Raw genomic sequence first — 19,495 nt, forward strand, 5'->3', positions numbered from 1 at the left:
CGGGCGACAAGGACAAAGTTACTTCGCCATTACCGAAGGGTCGCCTTCTTCTGGTTCCGGGTTTTACCCCCCAGCCACCAGATCACCAAGGCCGCGGCAATCGCGAGGCCGATCCACGTCAGGACGATGAAGAGGTCCGTGCCAAACCCTGTTTCGAGCCGGATCTCCGCAGCGCGCTCTGTCGCCCAATGCAGCGCCTGATGGCCGGTGAGGACGGAGATCACCAATATTCCAGCCCTCTCCATCCCCGGGGTCCGGAAGATCGATGCAAGGAAGGGCACGGCGACGGCCAAGAGGAGAACCTGCCCGATCTCGATGCCGACGTTGAAGAACATGAGGGAAATCACGAGATGAGAGCCGGCGAACTGTACGACGTCTGTCAGCGTGCTCGCGAAGCCGAATCCGTGTACGAGCCCGAACCCGAAGGCGAGACGCCAGCGGAACCGGCTGCCGAGGCCCAGGGCGTTCTCGATAGCCATGTAGAGGATCGATACCGCGATGAGCATCTCGACGAGCGGAAGGAACCAGCTCGCCGAAGGGGCAAACCCTAATGCTGCGGGAACCAACGTAGCGGAATGGCCCAGCGTGAAGGCCGTGACCACGCCGAGGAGCCGCCGAAGATCGCGATAGAGTGGAAGGATCAGGCAGAGCAGGAACAGCAGGTGATCCGTGCCGATCAGGATGTGCTCGACGCCTTTGGTAAGGAACAGGAAGCCACTCTGGTACCATGCGGGATCGAGGGCGATCTCTTCGACGGAGCCGTCGATGTCGAGGACGTTGAGTGCACCATCCTCGCCGACGATGCTGATGGAAATCAGAATGCGATCTGTCAGACCCTGTGGCAGGTCCATCCGCAGCGCATAGCGGGCCGCAACACCGACAGCGGGATACTGCAAGCGAATGTCGAAGAACCCCTGATTCCAGAAGATATTGCTCTCCGCGGGCAGCGGCGGGCCCATGATCGCCTCGGCGGCGCTCTCTAACGTTCCGAAGGTTCGCTCGGACGGTTGCGATATGCGGCTCTGCACCTCGACCGGCGTTAGTATCCGGTCTGCCGACGCGATCGCAAAGGCGGAGGTCACGGCCCTCTCGGCGCGCGCCATCCCGTCGTCGAGTTTCGCGAGGTCGAGGTAGCCCGGCCCGCGCTTCGCCAAGTTGACGTTCGTCAGGAGAACCAGCGGCACGCGCAGGACGAGTTCCGGCCTGTCCTTTCGTGCATCGAAGAATCCCGAGACGAGAATTTCTCCCGGCAGATCGTGCGCCCGCCCTGCGGCCGGCAGAAGCAGGAGCACGATGGCGAGGACGAATGAGACGAGGCGCAGCATCCGGATCTCCTTCGCAGGCGTCCGGCCGCTTCGTTCCGCGGCCGGACGTTCCGCACCCTATTGTGAAACGAGTTCGAACTTCTGGGCGCGCTTTCCCGTGTCCACTTCGGCCGTGTAGATGTTCCCGGACGAATCCAGTGCCAGGTTGTGGACCCAGTGGAACTGACCGGCGTAGCGGCCATGACGCCCGAAGCGGTCCACCAGCTCACCGGCCTCACGGTTGATGGTCTGGATCTGGTTGTTCTCGCCGTCGGCATTGTGAAGCCAAGTCTGCGCGTCGTCCGGGGAGAGGTCGAGATCCCAAATCGAGCCGTTGCCGAGAGTTTCGCGGTTGAAGACGAACTCCTCCACGAATGTTCCATCCTTCTGGAACACCTGTATGCGGTTGTTCACCCGGTCGCAGACATAGACCAGACCGTCATCGGCGATCCTGACACAATGAACCGGATTGCCGAACGTGTTCACGGGCTCAGCCTCGGGATCATAGGCAGCGAGTTCACCGTCGTTTGGCTCCTCCCCGTAGGCGCCCCAGTGGCGAAGGTATTCCCCGGTCTCGCCGTCGAACACGATCACGCGCCGGTTCTGGTAGCCGTCGGCGATGTAGGCCTCGTTTGTCTCGGGATCGACCTCGATATCCGCGGGCCGTCCTAGAAGCTCGGTGTCGTTGCTCCCGCCGGTTTCGCCCGGGCGGCCGATCTGCAGGAGGAACGTGCCGTCACGGCTGAACTTCAGCACCTGGTGATCGTTTTCGCCGTTTCCGGCGATCCACACGTTGTCGTTCTGATCGACGAAAATGCCGTGCTCGTTTTCAGGCCAGTCGTAGCCCTCTCCGGGGCCGCCCCATTGCTGAACGACGTTGCCGTCCTGATCGAACTCCACGACCGGGCTCATCGGCACGCAGCACGTGGAACGCGGGGGATTCTGGGCGGCGCCGGCCTCGTCCTCCGTAAGGGAGGCGGGCCTCTGGACGATCCAGATATGGTCCTGTCCATCAACCGCGATGCCCGCGACCTGACCAAGAATTTCTCCCTCCGGCATGGTCGGCCAGGATGGATCCACTTGGTATTCGGGCGGCTCCTGCGCCAAGGCCTGGCCGGTGAGAGCCATGCCCGACAGGGCAAGCGCCACTAGCCCGGCGGCTATGCCGCCGGTTGTCTGATCGATCCGTGTCATGTCAGCTCCTCCCAAAGCCTGCGCAGGAACTTACCGACGGGTCAGACTGGCAATCCGGGTGTTATTCCCTGCGCACGGATCGATTGTGTAACGAATTTGTGATTCGATCAACGAATAAGCAAGATTGTTTCCTGTAAAGTCGCAGCGGTTAGCGGTTAGCGGTCCGCCCTACGCCGCTGTCGGTGAACTCGACAGCGCGAACCTCGAGCGTCGCCTCGTCGATGGCGAGATGGACCTTGCGCCAGACGCGCCGCCGAGCCCCGCCGTGCTTGCGCGCGTGCCATTCGCCCTCGCCCCGGACCTTGATGCCGGTGCTGTCGATCAGCAGATGGAGCAATCCGCCCGAGCCCCGATAGGGCAGCTGCACGGCGAGCGTCTTCTGACGGCGGCACAGCGTCGAGAAGTCCGGCACTGGCCAGTCCAGGCCCGCCAGCTTCAGCAGGCTCGCCACGAAGCCGATCGTCTGCCGGAGCGGTAGGCCGAACAGCACCTTGATCGTGAGGCAGGTCTGGATCGCGGCGTCCGAGAAGGTCTGCTGACGGCCGCGCTTGCCCGACGGCGCCGCGTGCCAAGTCATGCCAGGATCGAACCAGATCGTCAGCGAACCGCGCTCACGCAGCGACGCGTTGTAGGACGACCTGTTCAGGGTGCGGTAGCGTGTGGGTGCAGGCTTGGACATCCCGCCCAGCTATGCCGCCGGACTCCCGATGTGAATCCCGAGAAGGCTTTGCGCAACAAGGCCTCCCGCCAGGGGAATCCTGAATCCAATCAAGAGCGACACGCTCTAGAGCCGCGAGGTGATTGCCGCCGCTAGATCGGTCCGCTCCCAGGAGAAGCCCCCGTCCTCGTCCGGCGCGCGGCCGAAATGGCCGTAGGCCGCCGTGCGCTGGTAGATCGGCTTGTTGAGGCCCAGATGCGTGCGGATGCCGCGCGGTGTGAGGTCCATCGCCCCCGCTACCGCCCGCTCGATCGCGGCGTTGTCGGTCTCTCCGGTCCCGTGCGTATCTACGTAGATCGAAAGCGGCTTCGCCACGCCGATCGCGTAGGAGAGCTGCAACGTCGCGCGCGTGGCCAGCCCCGCCGCCACGATGTTCTTCGCGAGATAGCGCGCGGCATAGGCCGCCGAACGGTCCACCTTGGTCGGGTCCTTGCCCGAGAAGGCCCCGCCTCCGTGCGGGGCCGCGCCGCCGTAGGTATCGACGATGATTTTGCGCCCCGTGAGGCCGGCATCCCCGTCGGGACCACCGATCACGAACTTGCCGGTCGGGTTGACCCACCATTCCGTCGAGGCGTCGAGCCACCCCTCCGGCAGCACTTCGCGAATATAGGGCTCGACGATGGCGCGCACGTCGTCGGAGGTCAGGTCCTCGTCGATATGCTGCGTCGACAGGACGAGGGACGAGACGCCGACGGGGCGGCCATCCTCGTACCGCAAGGTCAGTTGCGACTTGGCATCCGGCCCGAGCATCGGCTCGCGGCCGGATTTGCGCGCCTCTGCCAGCCGCCGCAGGATGGCATGCGCATAGTGGATCGGCGCGGGCATCAACTCCGGCGTCTCGGAACAGGCATAGCCGAACATGATCCCCTGATCGCCGGCGCCCTCCTCCTTCTCGTTCGTCGCCACGACGCCGGCCGCGATATGCGCCGATTGTTCGTGCAGGAGGTTCGTCACCTCGACCGTCTCGTGGTGGAACTTCTCCTGCGCGTAGCCGATGTCGCGGATGCAGTCCCGCGCGATGCCGTCGATCCGGCCCATCATGTCCGCGAGTCGCGACGGGTCGGACAGCCCGATCTCGCCGCCGATCACCACGCGGTCGGTGGTCGCGAAGGTCTCGGCGGCTACCCGCGCCTCGGGCTCCTCCGCGAGCAGGGCGTCGAGGACGGCGTCGGAAATGCGATCGCAGACCTTGTCCGGATGCCCCTCGGAGACGGATTCCGAGGTGAAGGAATAGTTCTTGCGGCTGCTCATGGGGTGCTCCGATTGATGGTCACGCCCCGTCAGGAAGCCGTTGGAGCGACCGCTATCGACTAGGGACGATCGGGGAGACGCACAACTCCGATTCGTCCGGAAAAGATGACACAGCATGCCGCGAGCAAGAAAAGGGTTATCAGCGCCGCCCAATCCCCGGTCGCAAGGTACGGGGTCGGCGGAAGCGCCGGCGGGAGGGCGGCGTCGAGATGCCCGTGGACCTGCAGCGGCAGGCTGGCCAGCACCGTCCCGCGCGCGTCGATCGCCGCCGAGATGCCGGTATTGGCCGCGCGCAGAACCGGGAGCCCAGACTCCGCGGCGCGCAGCCGCGTGAGCGCGAGATGCTGCTGCGGCCCGAAGCGCCGCCCGAACCAGGCATCGTTCGTCAGATGCAGAATCGCGCGCGGCCGGTCGACGCGCGCGATGTCCTGCGGAAAGATCGCCTCGTAACAGATGAGCGGCAGAACGGGCCCGACCCCCGGCGCGTCGAGGAGCGCTGGCCCGTCCCCCGGCGCGAAGGTCCCGGCGAGTCGGCTCGCCAGCGGGCCGATCCCGACAAGGTCGAACAGGCCCTGCATGGGAAGGAACTCGCCGAAGGGGACGAGCCGGTGCTTGTCGTGGATCGCCGCGACCTCGCCCGACGGGCCCTCAAGAAGCGCAGCCGAATTGCGCGGGTGCCCGTCCGGGCCGTAGCGCTGCACGCCGATGAGGAACGGCTCGCCCCCCGCCGCGTCCGCAAGGATCGGCCGGAGGTCGTCGGGCGCCGCTGGCAGCGACACGCCGTAGAACAAGTATCCCTGACCGAGGACCAGCAACGCAACAGTCCTCCGTGCCGTCCCTGCCGCATGATGCGACGCCCGAGGAGATGCTGGCCTATCACCAGCGCTTCAGCAGGCTGGCTCACGACCTGTAGAACTGCCTCGAGCTTGAGCACGACCGATTGGGAAAACGGTGTCTTCTCGGAGGCGGTCGCGGAGGGGCGAACGCGCGAGGTATTCGACGCGAAGATCCCCCCTTTCGGCAAGCCCAGTGCCGATTTGGACGCGCTCCGCGGTCGGGCCTGGGACGATGTCCTGCATGTCTGCGCCCTCTAGAGGCCGAACAGAAAGGTGGACACCTCCGCTTGCTGACTCGCAGCAGCGCTCTGAGCTTGGCGGGGTGCATGATACGGCCCTGGCGAGCGGCCTCGGACCGTCTTTGGCGTTTTATAAGGCCGGATCGCCCGCCCTTTCCGGTCAGGCGGGTGCAGGTCGGCTGTCGATCCACCGCCATCGGGTCATGTTGTAGACGAGATTGGCGAGCGTGATCGTCGCCTAGGGGCGCTTCAGCCCGATCGTGCAGATGATTATCCCCATGCGGGCCTTCTGCTCGTCAGCCGACTGGCCATCCTTGATCGCCGCCTTCTCCCCCTCGGTGTTCCGCTGCCGGGGCGCCGCGGCCAGGCTCGCGTTGACGATCTGGCTGCCCCGCGGCGGGTAGCCCGCGGCCGTGATGGCCTAGTCCAGGCGCTTGAAAAGATTCTCCAGCGCGCCGGCGCAACCAACGCCTCGCGGAGGTCCCATAGGGTATTCGCGTTAGGGACCCGGTCTTCCGGCCCGAACTGGCAGAACCGCATCCACGACAGCTGGTCCCGGACGAGATACTCGGTCTGGTCGAGTGAGAGCCCGTGCAGCGATTGCACGACCAACTTCCGGAACTTCAGCACTGGGTCGAACGGTGGCCGGCCGCCCTTCCAGCGCTGCGGCCGACCGAGGGCACCTTCCAGCACCGGCCGGAACATCTCGAACTCCATCGTCGCGGCCAGCGTCTCCAGCAGATCACCCTGCGCGGAGATCTCCGCCAGCCGCTCCGTGATCGACCAGAACCCAGCTGACGCGTCATCGCTACGCCCCTGTTTCTCGGAAACGGAGTGAATCACGAAACCCTGCTCAGAGCGAGGTTTCCGGAGGTGTCCAGCGCTCCGCCGGGTGTTCGGCGACAGCCACTACGGCATACCAATATGCAAAGCGCATCCCGTGCGAGCGCGAGGGTCGGATGCACGACGACATTCGCATGGCCGGCGTCGAGGAGACCTTATTATCGCGCCGCAGGACGCCGGACTGGGCAGGTCAGACATTGGCGCGGGACGGAACACTGCCGGGCCGGGCGCGCGCGAGCGCGGCCGTCAGCATGCCCGCGATTGCCGCTTTCAGAAGGTCTCCGGGGATGAAGGCCGCAGTGAGGAGGGCCGCCTCGGCCAGCGACCGGTCCAGCACCACCGCCATCCCGACGACGCCGAACGCATGGTCGATTCCGATTCCCCCGACCACGGCAGCGAAGCCCGCGACCAGGGCGAGGTTCGCGCCCCGCCAGTGTTCGACGATCCAGCCGGTAACAAAGGCCGCCACGGGGAAGCCCACGAGATAGCCCACGGTGGGCGAGGCGAAGACGCCGAGGCCGCCGCGCCCGCCGGCGAGAAGCGGCAGGCCTAGGGCGACGAGGCCGACGAAGAGCAGGACTGCCATCACCCCACGCCGCGCGCCCAGGACGGTGCCGGCGAGCATCACCCCCAGCGACTGCGCCGTAACCGGGACGCCGAAGGCCAGGATGATCGGTGGAACCAGGCCCAGAACGGCGATGAGAGCCGCGAAGAGCGCGATCATGGCCACGTTGCGTTCCATTCAGGTCTCCTTGTTGGAAATGAGGCCGCCCCGCGCCTTCAGGGCCTCAGACACACGCTCGGCGTCGTCGAAGGCGAGAAGAGTGAAGGGCAGGATGATGCGCCAGCCAGGTCGGCGGCGCGAGCGGGCTCGCCACGCTTGCATGAGGTCCTCGGCCCGATCAAGGAGGACCGGCGTCATCCGGATCACCAGGGCGATGGCGATCTCGAGTGCCCGGGTCTGTAGGCCGAGGCGGCGGAACGGCCGGCATAGGAAGGCGACTACGTCGACCATGTCGGTGAGTCGCGTGGTCATGGTAACCAGATTGGCCAGCGCCACGGCGGAGATCATGCGCAGGGCAATTCCAAGCCCGTGAGCGGGGCGTCCCTCAATCGCTGCCCAGGCGATGACGACGATCAGAAACGGCCAGAGCCTCGCTAGGCGCCGCAGGCCCGACGCCATAAAGGACCGACCCGGGAGTGAATAGAGCGTCAGGATTAGGACCGCGACCGCAGCGATCAGCGCTAAGCTGTCAAGATAGAAGAGTGCCGCCGTGGCCAAACATAGCCCGCCAAGCTTAGCGCCGGCCGGCCATGCATGGGCTCGGGTTTCAACCGGGGAGGTCAGCGAGATCATGGTTCCGCCCTAGGTCATTCATAGCAGCGATGTACTCCGGCAGGACCTGTTCGGCAGGTCCGACCATGCAGATCCGGCCCTCATCCAGCCACAGCACCCTGTCGCAATCGCCGAGATCGGCCGGATCGTGGGAAACGTGGAGGACGTTTCCCTCGAACCGTCGCAGGTGCCGCGACAACTGCATCTTCGTCGGGATGTCGAGTCCGGCGAACGGCTCGTCGAGAACGAGAAGTCGGGGGGCCATGGCCACGACCGAAATCAGGCAGACAAGGTGCTTCTGACCATGTGACAGGGTCGCGACGGAGGCGCCGGCCCAATGGACACGCCCAAATTTCTCCAGCATTCGGCGCGCTTCCGCCTCCGCCTCGGCGCGGGAGAGGCTCTGCTGGCCGAGACCGAAGGCGATCTCTTCCAAGACGGTGGGAAAGATCAACTGGTGGTCGGGATTCTGGAACAGGATGCCGACCTCGGCCAAGGCCGCCCGGCGATCCGCGGCTGGGTCGATCCCGTTCAGCCGCACGGTCCCGGAAGTCGGACAGACGAGTCCCGCCAGAAGCCGCGTTAGCGTAGACTTGCCCGATCCGTTTCTCCCCACCACGCCCAGTCGGCCGACATCGAGGTCGAGATCGAGAACACCGAGCACCCGACGGCCCTCGCGAACGAGGCCGATGCTCGAAAGTTCGAGCCGGCTGCGCCGCTCGGGGTGATCCATTCCTTGATCGCCAGGCGAGAGGGTTTCTAGTGTCATCGTCTGAACGGGCACTGCTTCGCCACCGATATATTTCGGCGCGGTGCAGCTCGCCGGTACCGGCGAGGGCGTGCGCGTGCAAGAACTCGACCATCCCGCATCACCTTCGGCAGGCGATCTGCCGCCCCACGCCATGGCGGCGAGGCCGGAGGTTCGGGCGAGCCGGCCGCGCTGCGCCACGTGCCGTTCCCTCACGGCGATCACGCAGGTTCGGGACGGAGCAGTATCTTGCCCCGGTGATCCGCGGCCTCCATGGTGGCATGGGCCTGTGCGGCCAGGTCGAGCGGTAAGACCCGATCCGTCAGCGTCTTCAGCTTGCCCGCACCGAAGAACGGCCAAACCTGCTCTTCGAGTTCTCGCGCGATCTGAGCCTTGAACGCCGGGCTGCGCGACCGAAGCGTTGAGCCAGTGAGGGTGAGCCGCTTCAACATAAGCGGCATCAGGTCGATCTCGATTTTGGAGCCCTTGTTGAACGCGATCTGCACGAGACGCGCATCGGCCCGCGCCGCCTTGATGTTGCGGGCCACGTAATCGCCGCCAATGATGTCGAGAATTGCGTCGGCGCCGCCGGCCTCCCGGACGATCTGCACGAAATCCTCGCGGCCGAAGTCGATTGCACGCTCTGCGCCGATCTCGCGGCAGAACGCGCAATCCGCCTCCGCCGCCGTGGTAAAGACCCGCAGGCCCATGGCCTTGCCGATCTGGATCGCGGTGGAGCCGATCCCGCCCGCTCCGCCGTGGACGAGGAGGATGCCGCCCTCGGGCAGGGCGCCGGGATGGAAGATGTTGCTCCAGACTGTGAAGTAGGTTTCCGGAAGACCCGCCGCGTCGGTTTCGTCGACCCCGTCGGGGATCGGCAGGCAATGCTCAGCGTCCACTGCCACGTACTCTGCGTAGGCCCCGCCGTTGGTCAGTGCGACCACACGGTCGCCGACCTTCCAGCGTCCGACCTCCTTGCCAACGGCCACGATTTCCCCGGAGGCCTCAAGCCCCAAAAGGTCGGATGCCCCTTTCGGCGGCGGGTAATGGCCGCGCCGCTGGACGAGATCGGGGCCGTTGACGCCGGTCGCTGTCACGCGCAGGCGAACCTCGCCGGGCCCCGGCTCGGGAACGAGGCGGCGGCCGGTTGCAAGGACTTCGGGGCCACCGGGTTCGGAGATCTCGATGACGGTCATGCTCTCGGTCATATGTGTCGTTTTCTCTCTGCTGAGTGCTGGCGGGATTTAGGCGGCGATCATTGAGCGCAGGGCGGCCGCGAAGGCCGTTGGCCGTTCGTGCGCAACCCAGTGCCCGGCGCCCGGAATGACGGTAATCGGACAATCCGGGTCGACTTGCCGTAACAGGGCGATGCGGTCGGCCATATCGTTCGCTGCGATCGCGTCCTTCTCGCCCCATATCAGGCCAAGCGGTCGGGGAGTGCGGTGCAGACTGTCGATGAGATACGGCTGAGCGGAGATTGCGCGGCTGTCGAACCGCGCCGCGGCGGCGTTCGCCGCGTGAATTTCCAGTGTCTCAGCATCGAGGGTCGAGGTGTCGGAGATCATGAGCGTGGCGAGGTTGTGACGATAAACGGACGCTTGGTCCTCCGGCGGTAATGATCGCCAACGCCGAAGCGGAAGGCGTCTTGACCCCGGAAGGCCAAGCCCGCTCGTCCCCACGAGCACGAGTCGGCCCAAGCGCTCGCCTATACCCTCTGTCAGAAGGCCCGCAACGAGCCCTCCGAAGGAGAACCCGACCACGTTCAAGCGCGACGCCTCGGGCATGAGCACGTCGAGGGAGGCGCGCAGCGTATCCACGAGGCTCCGTACGTCTGCGGTGTGCGGCGGCAGGTCGGAGGCGCCAAAGCCCGGCAGGTCGGGCATCAGCAGTCGGTACTGGTCGGAGAGCTCGGGGATGACGCGGCGCCAATGCGACCACGATCCCGTTCCACCGTGGACGAGCACAATCGGGGGGCCGCGTCCCGCCAGATGCCAGGTGACCCAACCGCCGCCGGCCGCGACCTCCCGGCATTCGATAGCGTAACGCTCCGCGCTGTTCATTGCGCGCCGAGCCTGCGGATAAAAGCTGGCAGGACGCCGCCGCTTCTGATCATCTCCAACTCGTCCGGAGCCATCAATTCCAGTACCGCTGCGAATCGGTCGGAGCTGCCGTCGCCCCGGCGCACCGACACCGCGACGGGGGCCTTGATGGCCAACCCCTCTGGAAGTTCGATGTCGATTTCGGCCCTAGCGTCGAGCACAAGGTCGCACCGCGTCGCGCCATCGGCCAAGGCGATCGGCAGGAGGCCCATGCCCACAAGGTTGGAGCGGTGAATGCGCTCGAAGGTCTCCGCGATCACCGCGCTTACACCCAGCAACCGCAATCCCTTGGCCGCCCAGTCGCGCGACGAGCCCGCGCCGTAGTTGCGGCCCGCGATGATCACCAAGGGCGTGCCGTGCGACATGTAGGTCCTGGACGCCTCGAACACGCTGACCGGCTCCCCGCCGTCTGCGGGAAGTGCAAAATTGCCGCGCTTCCCTTGGACGAGCTCGTTCTGGAGAAGCGCGTTGTCGAACATCCCGCGCACGCAGATTTCGGCATTGCCGCGCCGGGTCCCGTAATTGCCTAGTCGGGCGGGTTCGGCCCCCGTCGCGATTAGGGCGCGGCCCGCCGGGCCGTCGGGGCGGATCGCCCCGTTCGGCGCGATGTGGTCGGTGGTGATGGCGTCGCCCAAGACCAGAAGGAGCCGCGCGCCCCGGATCGGCGCCTCAAGGTCGAAGGCCGGTCCCAGCCCCGGGAAGGGCGAGGGTCGGATGAACGAGCTCTCCGGATCCCACGGGAAGCGCGTGCCCTCCGGCGTCTCGAGCGCCTCCCATTCGGGCGTTGTCTCCATCCCCGCGCCGTAGGACCGCCGGAAGTTCTCGGCGCTGACGAAGCGGTCCACGTGGTCCGCGATCTCCTCTGGATCAGGCCAGATGTCGCGCAGGCGGACGGGGCGGCCCTCCAGGTCCGACCCGAGCGGCTCAGTCGTCAGATCGCGGCGGACCGTCCCGGCGAGGGCCATGGCGACCACCAGGGGCGGCGAGGCGAGATAGGCTCCGGCGACGAGGGGATGGATACGACCCTCGAAGTTGCGGTTGCCGGATAGGACGGCGAACGTGCAGAGTTCGCCCTTCTCAATTGCCTGTGCAACCTCGGAGGCGAGCGGGCCGGAGCTGCCGTTGCAGGTGGCGCAGCCGTAGCCCACGAGGTGGAAGCCCAGCGTGTCTAGGGGCTCGGCCAGCCCCGAGGCGGCGAGGTAGTCGGTGACCGTGCGCGAGCCCGGGGCGAGTGATGTCTTCACCCAAGGCTTCGGACGCAGACCAGCGCGCACCGCGTTCCGCGCAAGAAGCCCAGCGGCCATCATGATCTCGGGGTTCGACGTATTGGTGCAGCTCGTAATCGCCGCGATCGTGACCGCGCCGTGACCGATGGCGTCGTCCGCACCCGGCGGCGTCTCGGGTCCCCGCAGCTCCGCAAGCCTGTCGTCGAAGGAGGCCGGCACCGCATGAAGCGGCCGCCGCTCGTCTGGGCGGGTCGGTCCCGCCATCGATGGCTCGACCTTCGCCAAGTCGAAGACGTGGTCCTCGTCGTAGGCGGCGGCCGTCGGTGCCGCTGGGTCCTGCCACAGCCCCTGCGCCCGCGTCACGGCCTCGATAAGGCGCAGGTGGTCGTCGTCCCGCCCCGTCATCCGGAGATAGTCGATCGTCACCCCGTCCACAGGGAAATACGCGCAGGTGGCGCCGTATTCCGGCGACATGTTCGCAATCGTGGCGCGGTCGGCTAGGCCGATCCCTGCCACCCCCTCGCCGTGGAACTCGACGAACGCGCCGACCACGCCGACGCCGCGGAGGAATTCGGCCATGTGCAGGACGAGATCGGTCGCAGTGGCGCCGCGTGGCAGCGCGCCGGTCAGCCGGACGCCCACCACCCGAGGCGGCTGGAAGACCAGGGGCGTTCCAAGGATTGCCGTCTCTGCCTCGATGCCGCCCACGCCCCATCCCAGTACGCCCAGGGCGTTGACCATCGGGGTGTGGCTGTCAGTGCCGATCATGGTGTCGGGGCGCGCCACGTCCGCTTGGGGTCCGTGCAGCGCTACGACGTGGCTTAGCCATTCGAGATTGACCTGGTGCATAATTCCGCGGCCGGGCGGAATTATCCGTACACCTGCAAAGGCCTTCCCGCACCACTTGATGAACTGAAACCGCTCGTGGTTGCGCTCCATCTCCATTCTGCGGTTCCGCTCTAACGCGTTAGGGTTTCCTGAGAAAAAGACGGTCAGCGAATGGTCAACGACGAAATCTATCGGGATCCGTGTATTCAGCCGTGAGGGATCGTCGTCGGCCGCGGCGAGTACGTCGCGCATGGAGACCATGTCGGCCATCAGCGGAATTCCCATAAAATCCTGGAGGAGCGCGCGCTGCGGCGCGAAAGTGATCGGCCGGGTCGTATCTCGCTCTACCAGCGCCTCGACCTGGGATCGCGCTTCGTCGGATGGCAGGCGGTAGAGGATGTCCTCGGCCAGGACCCGGACTGCGCGCGGCTGCCGGTCCAGCCCATCAATGCCTACGGCTTCGAGGTTCAGGCAATCGGGCAGACCGGCCCCGGCGGGGCGCAACAGTCCGGGATTGGCGCAGGGCACGTCGGAGACGTGCCGCGGATGTGGCTGCTTCTGATCGCGTGTCTTTCGAAGCTGCATGTCGTTACCTTCTCAGAACAGAACGAGTAGGGCAGTTGCGAGCGCGGCGAGGAACACAGTCTGCGTGAGTACTATTAGCGTATGGCCTGGACCGCCTTCGAACATTGCCTGCAGCGACGTCTTGATCCCTAAGGCCGCGATCGCCGCGACCAGGAGCCAGCGCGAAACATCCACCATAACCGCCTGCAGGAGCCCCGGGATGAGGTCGAGGCTGTTCGCCGCCAGAATCAGAACGAACACGAGGGCGAAGACCGGCATCGGCGCGCGGGCGCCCGATCGGCGGCTTACCAACAACACCAGTACCAGCACCACTACCGGCATCAGCGCGACCCGCAGGAGTTTGACTAGTGTCGCCGCGTCGCCTGCTTCGGCGGAGACGGCATAGCCGGCCCCGACCACCTGGGCCACGTCGTGGATGGTGGCGCCGAGAAGTATGCCGATGGTGATCTCATCGAAGCCGATCGCTGCGAACAGGATCGGGTAGAGCACCATAGCGATAGTAGACAGGCCGGTTACGGCGACGACGGTGAAAAGGGTATCGCGCTCGCGGGTCTCTGAGTGCGGCAGAACCGCCGAGATCGCCAGCGCCGCCGACGCCCCGCAGATCGCCACCGAACCCGCCGTGAGCATGCCGAACGACCAGCTCCGGCCCATCACCCGGGCAAGAAGGAGCCCAAAAGCGATTGTGGCGGTGAGGCAGACCAGGACAAGGGCAATCGGAGTAGCGCCTAGCTCCGCCACCTGTCCGAAGGTGATCCGCGCTCCCAGTAGAGCGATGCCGACCCGCAGAAGCCTCTTGGCTGTGAAGTCAATTCCCGCGGCGGCGCGCGGATCGGTAGCGAGGAAATGCAACGCCATGCCGATCAGCAAGGCGAAAAGCATGACCGGCGCGCCGTAATGCTCGCTGAGGAATGTTGCTGCCGCTGCCACCACGAAGGCGAGGACGACGCCAGGGGTGAGGCCTCTCACCTCGGATCCACCGGTGACAATACGGGACGGCAGTAAATCTCTCGTCGCCGTCCTCATCGCGCCCGACCAGTCACGGATTGCGGCGGCTGCAATCCGGTCCGGTTACCGTCCAAGCGTGGATTCTGCCGGCCATCAGATTGCCTCCAAGGCCTCGCATGACCTGGTATAGGGCGACGAGCGCTGCATCGACCGCAACGGCCTGCGCGGTCAGAACCATTTCCGCCGTTCCACCGGTGGCCGAGGATAAGAGCATCGTCGAGGGGTCGAGCCCGAACATGGCGGCGAGCGATAGCCCAACCATGGCCATCACCAGCCCGTTCAGGACTAACACCGCCATGCCAGCCGTCAGCGCGCGTGGCAGCCGCCGAACCGTAGCCCGACGAAACCGCGCGCCGAGGCTCAGGCCCAAGATCACCTGGGCCGCGGCCAGCAGCGGGGTGGGCTCGCTTGCCGAGAGGGCTCCCACTGCCGAGAGGGCGGCCACGCCAACCATCGACCCGACGATGAAGGCGCTCGGCAGGCCGAGCCAGTTCCCTGCGACGGCCGAGGCTGTTCCCGCCGCCAGCGCCAGCAGCAGCGGCAGGTCCCAGACTCCCTGCGGGCGACCGGCCGCGAGGAGTAGCGGATCGCCCAAATGATAGATGACCACGGGTAGGATGCAGACGACGAGGAACACCCGCGCCGCGTGCAGCGTGGTCACCACGCCGGTATCGGCTCCCTTCGTCTGGGCAAGGTCCGCCATTTCGGAGATCCCTGCGGGCACGAGGGCGAAGAACGCCGTGGAACGATCGATATTCCCTGCCCGGACGAGAAGCGGAACCATCGCCCTTCCCAGCAGAATTGAGATCCCCGCGATTAGTGGCACCAAATAGAGATGCAGTCCGATTCGGTCGAACACCGACGCGTCCACGGTCAGTCCGACCGAAACGCCCACCACCACTTGCCCGCCACGATAGAGGCGACGGGGAACCGTCGGGGCACCGAGTGATAGGCTCAACCCGGCACAGACCAAGGCCGATCCAATCAGCCAAGCCAGTGGCAAGCCGAACTGGAACGCTACCCAACCTCCAAAGGTGGACATCGCTGCCGATGCAAGAAGTCCGGCCGCCCTCATGCAGATCTCCTTCATTCATGCCTTTCGCCTCCGGGCGAGAAGCGGTGAGATCAGGACTAGGAGGGTTAGGAACAACAGTCCGGCGGCGATCGGCTTCGACAGGATGGCGAAAAAGCTATCGTTCCCGGCGATCAGGGCACGGCGCAGGTTCGCCTCCAGCATGTAACCCAGCACGAGGGCGAGCACGATCGGCGCGGGATGGATGTCCGCCTTTCGCAACAAGTAGCCGATGACGCCAAAGACCGCCGTCACAATCATCTCGAACGAACTATTTGCCGAGGCGTAGGCGCCTAGCATAGCGATGCTGATGACCACGGTCGCGACCACCGGCCGCGGCACCCGTATCATCCGGACCCAGAGCGGAATGCCGATGAACCCGACGATCACCATGAACGGCAGGCCAACCATCAGGGCGATGATGATAGAATAGGGCACGGTGGGATCGTTGGCAAAGAGCATTGGCCCTGGCTGCAAGCCGTGGATCGTAAGGCCGCCGATCAGCACCGCCGCGCTGGCTGAACCCGGCACGCCGAGGGCGAGGAGCGGCGCGAGCGCCCCCGAGACGGCCGCGTTGTTCGCCGCTTCCGAGGCCGCAATGCCTTCGGGATTGCCGCGGCCGAAGCTGTCCCCCGTAGGGGAGAGCTTCTTCGCTACGCCGTAACTGATTAGGGAGGCGATCGTTGCCCCCGCGCCCGGAATGACTCCAACGGCATAGCCGATGAAGGACGACCGGAGGATTGTTCTGCGGAACGGCCAGACGTTCCGGAACGATGCCTCCCGCCTAGTGGAGATCGCCTCGGGCATCGCCTTCCGGCCCTGCTCGATCATCAGGAAGACCTCGGAGACCGCGAAGAGGCCGATCAGCGCGGGGAGGAAAGGGATGCCGTCGATCAGGGACCAGTGGAACAGGTACCGCGACGCGCCGCTGATGGGGTCGATGCCGATCGTGACGACCGTCAGGCCGAACACAAGCCCGACGAGCGACTTCAAAGCCGACCCCGTGCTGAGGACCGCAATTAGGCTGAGGCCTACGGCGGCCAAGGCGAAGTACTCCGCCGGCCCGAACACGAGCGCGGCCGAGGCCATGGCCTGGGCGGAGACCATCAGGAGTATTGTGCTAATGAAGGCGCCGATGAGCGAGCAGACGAGCGAGATGCTGAGCGCCTTCCCCGCCTCGCCACGCTGGGTCATGACAAAACCGTCGAAGGCCGTGACCGCGGCGGCCGGCTGTCCTGGGGCGTTGACGAGGATCGCCGGAATGGCGCCCGCGAAGTCGGCCGCCATGTAGATCGTCACCAGCATGGCGATGGCGGCGATCGGATCCATGCTGAAGGTAAACGGGATGAGAAGGGCCATGCCAATCGAGGAGGTCAGGCCAGGCATGGCGCCCACGACGTAACCCACGGCGATGCCCGCCGCGATGCCGAGCAGCACGTTTAGGGTAAAGACGTAGCCGAGGCTCTCGGCGAGATGCGCGATCATCGTGTCAACCTTAGGGAAGCGGCGTGCCGAGAATCATCTCGAACACGAACCGGGCCAGGGCGAGCACCCCGACCGGGACGAGCAGGACGGCGACCCACGAGCGGGAGCCCGCGATCCAGGCAAAGGCCGGCACCCAGATCGCCGCGGTCGCGTAGTATCCCAACGCGTCCATTGCGATCGGGAACAGCACCACCATTACCATGGCGATCAGCACCGGGAAGGGCCGCTCGACCTCGACCTCAGGCGCGGTGCCGCCCGTCCGGACGGCCTGCACCGCCCCGATGGCGCAGAGAAGGACGAGAAGCCCGCCGGCGATCATCGGCACGGTGCCAGAGTCGATGGCGTCGTCGTCTTGGGACAGGCCGAAGGCTCCGACGAAGAAGACGAGGCCCACGCCGCCGAGGGCGGCGTAGACGACGAGGTCGTATAGGATGGAGGACACGTTCAGCAGTGATTCCGGGGCGGGTCGGCGCGCCGGATCGACGCACCTCTCTTCGCTGCTCGTGACCGGACGGGTAGCCATTACTGCGTCCAGCTGGTCGACAGCTCGTTCTGTGCGTCGACAAAGGACCGGAACTCTTCGGGCGGCATGAAGCCAGGGACAAGTTCGGCGTCGGCAATGTACTGCTCCATCGCAGGCGTCTGCATGATCGTCTCGACGGCGTCGCAGACGGCATCCTGGATCTCGATTGGCGTCTCGGACGGCATGATGATCCCCCGGAACTGCTGCCAGTTGGTGTTCACGTCGTATCCGGCCTCAGCGTAGGTCGGTGCGTTGGGCAGCATGTCGAGCCGCTCGTCGGCCATGACTCCGAGCACCCGCAGAGTCCCTGCCTCGACGTGCTGCCGCACGAGGCCCGGATAGGCGATGACCACCTCGCTATGGTTGCCGAGGGTGGCTACGACCGCGTCGCCCACGCTGTCATAGGGGATCCAGTTGACGGTGCCGTCCTCGAGGCCCGCGGCCTCGCGGAAGATCATCCAAGCGACCTGGCCGCCGGAATTCTGGCCAAAACCCGCGATCGAGAGGTTGCCTGGGTTCTCTTGGGCCTTAGCCACGAGATCCTCGAGGCTCTCGATGTCGCTGTCGTCGCGCACCGCGAGGAGGTAGGGATCGAGGATCACGTTGCAGGCCCATTCGACCGAGTCGATGTCAAACTGACCGGTCTGCTCGAACATCCCCAGATGGGAGGCCGTCACCGAGCCGATCGTCTGGCCGTCGGGCCGCGCCCGCAGGAGCTGCGCCATCTGCCGTGCCCCGCTGCCGCCGGGCCGGTTCTCGACGACCACGTTCACCCCGAGCTCCTGCTGCATGCCGCTCGATAGCTGGCGGGCCAAGACGTCGGTCGCACCTCCGGGCTCGACGTGCAGAATGTAGGTGACGTCGCCATTGGGCCAGCCCGACCCGTCTTGCGCCGAGGTAGGCGCTGCGCAGGCCGCCGCGGCAGCGGCGAACGCGGCCGTTCTCAAGAAAGCCATAAATGTTCCTCCCCTGTGTTGTTGTCGCCTCCCCCGGCCCGCCACCAATCCGGGCTTGCAGAGCCGAAGTGGACTTGGCAAAGGTACAAAGACGTAGTAGTGAAAGCAACTACTATTTCTGACAAAGCCGCAGACTGGTTCGGGGCTGTTTTGAAGTGAGGATGCGACGTGACAATGATCGCCAGTGTGACGGTGCGCCGGCTCGACCTTCCGCTCATGCGGCCCTATCGACTGTCCTACCGAACCTTCGAGACGTTTGAACCCTATCTCGTCGAGGTCGTAGACACGGAGGGTCGCACCGGCTTTGCCGACGCCCACATCTCGCCCGGCTCCAGCGCCGAGACGCGGGAGGGTGGCTGGGCCTTTCTGGCCGAGCAAGCACCCGCCGCCGTGGGCCGTGATGCGGCTGAGGCGAAGGCAGCGCTACTCGAGGTGGCAGATCGCTCGAAGGTCGCGGCGACGGCCATCGTTACCGCCATTGAGGTGCTGGAGGACCACCCGCTCCTCGACGGGGACGCCGACGCAGTCTTGCCGCTCCTCGCGCCGGTCAACGCCACCGAGCCAGATGCGATCCGCCAGGAGATCGCGGCCGGGATCGCGGCGGGGTTCCGCACCTTCAAGGTGAAGGTCGGCAAGGACGTGGAGACCGATCTGGCGCGCCTCGCGGCGGTGCAGTCCGCTGCGGCGGGCCGCGCGACGCTCAGGCTCGACGCCAACCGCGCGTTCTCCCGCGAGGCGGCGCTGCGCTTCGTCGCGGGTCTCGACCCCGAGGGCATCGAGCTCTTCGAGCAGCCCTGCGACGCCGAGGACTGGGAGGCCAACAGGGCCGTGGCGGCGGAATCGCCGGTCCCGCTCATGCTCGATGAGCCAATCTCGACTTTGGCTGACATCGAGCGGGCGGGGACGATTCCGAACGTCGGGTTCTGCAAGCTGAAGCTAAAGCGCTTCGTGAGTCTCGAGAAGCTCCGCGAGGGCCTCGAGGCGGTGCGCGCCCACGGGATGGAGCCCGTGCTGGGCGACGGCCTCGGCAGTGAGGTCCATTCCTGGCTCGAGGCGAGCGTCGCCCGGTCCACAATCCGCAACGCCGGCGAGTTCAACGGCTTCCTTAAACCGCGCGACCGCCTCTTTGCCGATCCGCTAAAATTTATCGACGGGGCCGTCCGCCTCGATGCCGGCTGGCGTCCCCGTCTCGACGCCGCGGCGGTCGAGCGCCACACCGCCGCGCGCGCAACCCACAGCTGACC

General features: G+C 65.9%; 17 protein-coding genes, 1 pseudogene and 1 riboswitch. Of the genes and pseudogenes, 1 reads left to right on the forward strand and 17 read right to left on the reverse strand.

Annotation, left to right across the window (positions count from 1 at the left end; translation table 11 throughout):
- Positions 1–29: 29 nt before the first annotated feature.
- The 17 genes and pseudogenes from Q1A87_RS17170 to Q1A87_RS17245 form a co-directional block, all read right to left on the reverse strand.
- Complete coding sequence (locus tag Q1A87_RS17170) at positions 30–1,325, reverse strand: HupE/UreJ family protein (protein ID WP_299654023.1); 1,296 nt, start codon at positions 1,323–1,325, stop codon at positions 30–32.
- A gap of 57 nt (positions 1,326–1,382) precedes the next feature.
- On the reverse strand, positions 1,383–2,498 hold the full coding sequence (locus tag Q1A87_RS17175; protein WP_299654029.1) for a hypothetical protein: 1,116 nt from the start codon (positions 2,496–2,498) through the stop codon (positions 1,383–1,385).
- Between the two features lie 166 nt (positions 2,499–2,664).
- Positions 2,665–3,177: pseudogene (locus Q1A87_RS17180) on the reverse strand (IS5 family transposase); the annotation flags it as partial.
- Positions 3,178–3,282: 105 nt separating this feature from the next.
- A complete protein-coding gene (gene metK, locus Q1A87_RS17185) occupies positions 3,283–4,467 on the reverse strand; it encodes a methionine adenosyltransferase (protein ID WP_299654032.1) in 1,185 nt (394 codons plus the stop codon).
- Between the two features lie 4 nt (positions 4,468–4,471).
- Positions 4,472–4,519: riboswitch (SAM-SAH riboswitch) on the reverse strand.
- Between the two features lie 7 nt (positions 4,520–4,526).
- Complete coding sequence (gene lnt, locus Q1A87_RS17190; RefSeq protein ID WP_299654035.1) at positions 4,527–5,282, reverse strand: apolipoprotein N-acyltransferase; 756 nt, start codon at positions 5,280–5,282, stop codon at positions 4,527–4,529.
- 530 nt (positions 5,283–5,812) lie between these two features.
- A complete protein-coding gene (locus Q1A87_RS24240; protein WP_363323016.1) occupies positions 5,813–6,259 on the reverse strand; it encodes a transposase in 447 nt (148 codons plus the stop codon).
- A 316-nt stretch (positions 6,260–6,575) separates the two neighbouring features.
- Positions 6,576–7,127 (reverse strand): biotin transporter BioY, encoded by a 552-nt coding sequence (locus tag Q1A87_RS17195; protein WP_299654038.1) that lies wholly within the window; start codon positions 7,125–7,127, stop codon positions 6,576–6,578.
- On the reverse strand, positions 7,128–7,742 hold the full coding sequence (locus Q1A87_RS17200; protein ID WP_299654041.1) for an energy-coupling factor transporter transmembrane component T: 615 nt from the start codon (positions 7,740–7,742) through the stop codon (positions 7,128–7,130). It abuts the gene before it with no gap.
- The gene (locus tag Q1A87_RS17205) at positions 7,717–8,454 is read right to left on the reverse strand and encodes an ABC transporter ATP-binding protein (RefSeq protein WP_299654044.1); all 738 of its coding nucleotides are present in this window, start codon (positions 8,452–8,454) and stop codon (positions 7,717–7,719) included. Before Q1A87_RS17205 ends, Q1A87_RS17200 begins: the two co-directional genes overlap by 26 nt.
- Before the next feature lie 236 nt (positions 8,455–8,690).
- The gene (locus tag Q1A87_RS17210; protein ID WP_299654047.1) at positions 8,691–9,677 is read right to left on the reverse strand and encodes an NAD(P)H-quinone oxidoreductase; all 987 of its coding nucleotides are present in this window, start codon (positions 9,675–9,677) and stop codon (positions 8,691–8,693) included.
- A gap of 36 nt (positions 9,678–9,713) precedes the next feature.
- Entirely contained in the window at positions 9,714–10,529 is an 816-nt protein-coding gene (locus Q1A87_RS17215; RefSeq protein ID WP_299654050.1) for an alpha/beta hydrolase, read from the reverse strand.
- Positions 10,526–13,207: an aconitate hydratase AcnA gene (acnA, locus tag Q1A87_RS17220; RefSeq protein ID WP_299654054.1), complete on the reverse strand. Its 2,682-nt coding sequence runs from the start codon at positions 13,205–13,207 to the stop codon at positions 10,526–10,528. The genes Q1A87_RS17215 and acnA overlap by 4 nt, the downstream gene beginning before the upstream one ends.
- A gap of 12 nt (positions 13,208–13,219) precedes the next feature.
- On the reverse strand, positions 13,220–14,176 hold the full coding sequence (locus Q1A87_RS17225) for a putative sulfate exporter family transporter (protein WP_299654057.1): 957 nt from the start codon (positions 14,174–14,176) through the stop codon (positions 13,220–13,222).
- 70 nt (positions 14,177–14,246) lie between these two features.
- A complete protein-coding gene (locus Q1A87_RS17230; RefSeq protein WP_299654060.1) occupies positions 14,247–15,305 on the reverse strand; it encodes an AbrB family transcriptional regulator in 1,059 nt (352 codons plus the stop codon).
- Positions 15,306–16,772, reverse strand: coding sequence for a tripartite tricarboxylate transporter permease (locus tag Q1A87_RS17235; protein WP_299654063.1), 1,467 nt, complete (start codon positions 16,770–16,772; stop codon positions 15,306–15,308).
- 10 nt (positions 16,773–16,782) lie between these two features.
- The gene (locus tag Q1A87_RS17240) at positions 16,783–17,214 is read right to left on the reverse strand and encodes a tripartite tricarboxylate transporter TctB family protein (protein ID WP_299654066.1); all 432 of its coding nucleotides are present in this window, start codon (positions 17,212–17,214) and stop codon (positions 16,783–16,785) included.
- An 80-nt stretch (positions 17,215–17,294) separates the two neighbouring features.
- Positions 17,295–18,251 (reverse strand): tripartite tricarboxylate transporter substrate binding protein, encoded by a 957-nt coding sequence (locus Q1A87_RS17245; RefSeq protein ID WP_299654069.1) that lies wholly within the window; start codon positions 18,249–18,251, stop codon positions 17,295–17,297.
- A gap of 174 nt (positions 18,252–18,425) precedes the next feature.
- Between Q1A87_RS17245 and Q1A87_RS17250 the strand changes: the two genes are divergently transcribed.
- The gene (locus Q1A87_RS17250) at positions 18,426–19,493 is read left to right on the forward strand and encodes an enolase C-terminal domain-like protein (RefSeq protein ID WP_299654099.1); all 1,068 of its coding nucleotides are present in this window, start codon (positions 18,426–18,428) and stop codon (positions 19,491–19,493) included.
- Positions 19,494–19,495 lie beyond the last annotated feature (2 nt).

Origin of the sequence: uncultured Jannaschia sp. (assembly GCF_947494055.1) — a bacterium.
Classification (GTDB): Bacteria; Pseudomonadota; Alphaproteobacteria; order Rhodobacterales; family Rhodobacteraceae; genus Jannaschia.

Coding starts and splice junctions, on each gene's coding strand:
- Q1A87_RS17170 (WP_299654023.1), bottom strand. CDS start 1,325: ATGCTGCGCCTCGTCTCATTCGTCCTCGCCATCGTGCTCCTGCTTCTG.
- Q1A87_RS17175 (WP_299654029.1), bottom strand. CDS start 2,498: ATGACACGGATCGATCAGACAACCGGCGGCATAGCCGCCGGGCTAGTG.
- metK (WP_299654032.1), bottom strand. CDS start 4,467: ATGAGCAGCCGCAAGAACTATTCCTTCACCTCGGAATCCGTCTCCGAG.
- Q1A87_RS24240 (WP_363323016.1), bottom strand. CDS start 6,259: ATGGAGTTCGAGATGTTCCGGCCGGTGCTGGAAGGTGCCCTCGGTCGG.
- Q1A87_RS17195 (WP_299654038.1), bottom strand. CDS start 7,127: ATGGAACGCAACGTGGCCATGATCGCGCTCTTCGCGGCTCTCATCGCC.
- Q1A87_RS17200 (WP_299654041.1), bottom strand. CDS start 7,742: ATGATCTCGCTGACCTCCCCGGTTGAAACCCGAGCCCATGCATGGCCG.
- Q1A87_RS17205 (WP_299654044.1), bottom strand. CDS start 8,454: ATGGATCACCCCGAGCGGCGCAGCCGGCTCGAACTTTCGAGCATCGGC.
- Q1A87_RS17210 (WP_299654047.1), bottom strand. CDS start 9,677: ATGACCGAGAGCATGACCGTCATCGAGATCTCCGAACCCGGTGGCCCC.
- Q1A87_RS17215 (WP_299654050.1), bottom strand. CDS start 10,529: ATGAACAGCGCGGAGCGTTACGCTATCGAATGCCGGGAGGTCGCGGCC.
- acnA (WP_299654054.1), bottom strand. CDS start 13,207: ATGCAGCTTCGAAAGACACGCGATCAGAAGCAGCCACATCCGCGGCAC.
- Q1A87_RS17230 (WP_299654060.1), bottom strand. CDS start 15,305: ATGAAGGAGATCTGCATGAGGGCGGCCGGACTTCTTGCATCGGCAGCG.
- Q1A87_RS17235 (WP_299654063.1), bottom strand. CDS start 16,772: ATGATCGCGCATCTCGCCGAGAGCCTCGGCTACGTCTTTACCCTAAAC.
- Q1A87_RS17245 (WP_299654069.1), bottom strand. CDS start 18,251: ATGGCTTTCTTGAGAACGGCCGCGTTCGCCGCTGCCGCGGCGGCCTGC.
- Q1A87_RS17250 (WP_299654099.1), top strand. CDS start 18,426: ATGATCGCCAGTGTGACGGTGCGCCGGCTCGACCTTCCGCTCATGCGG.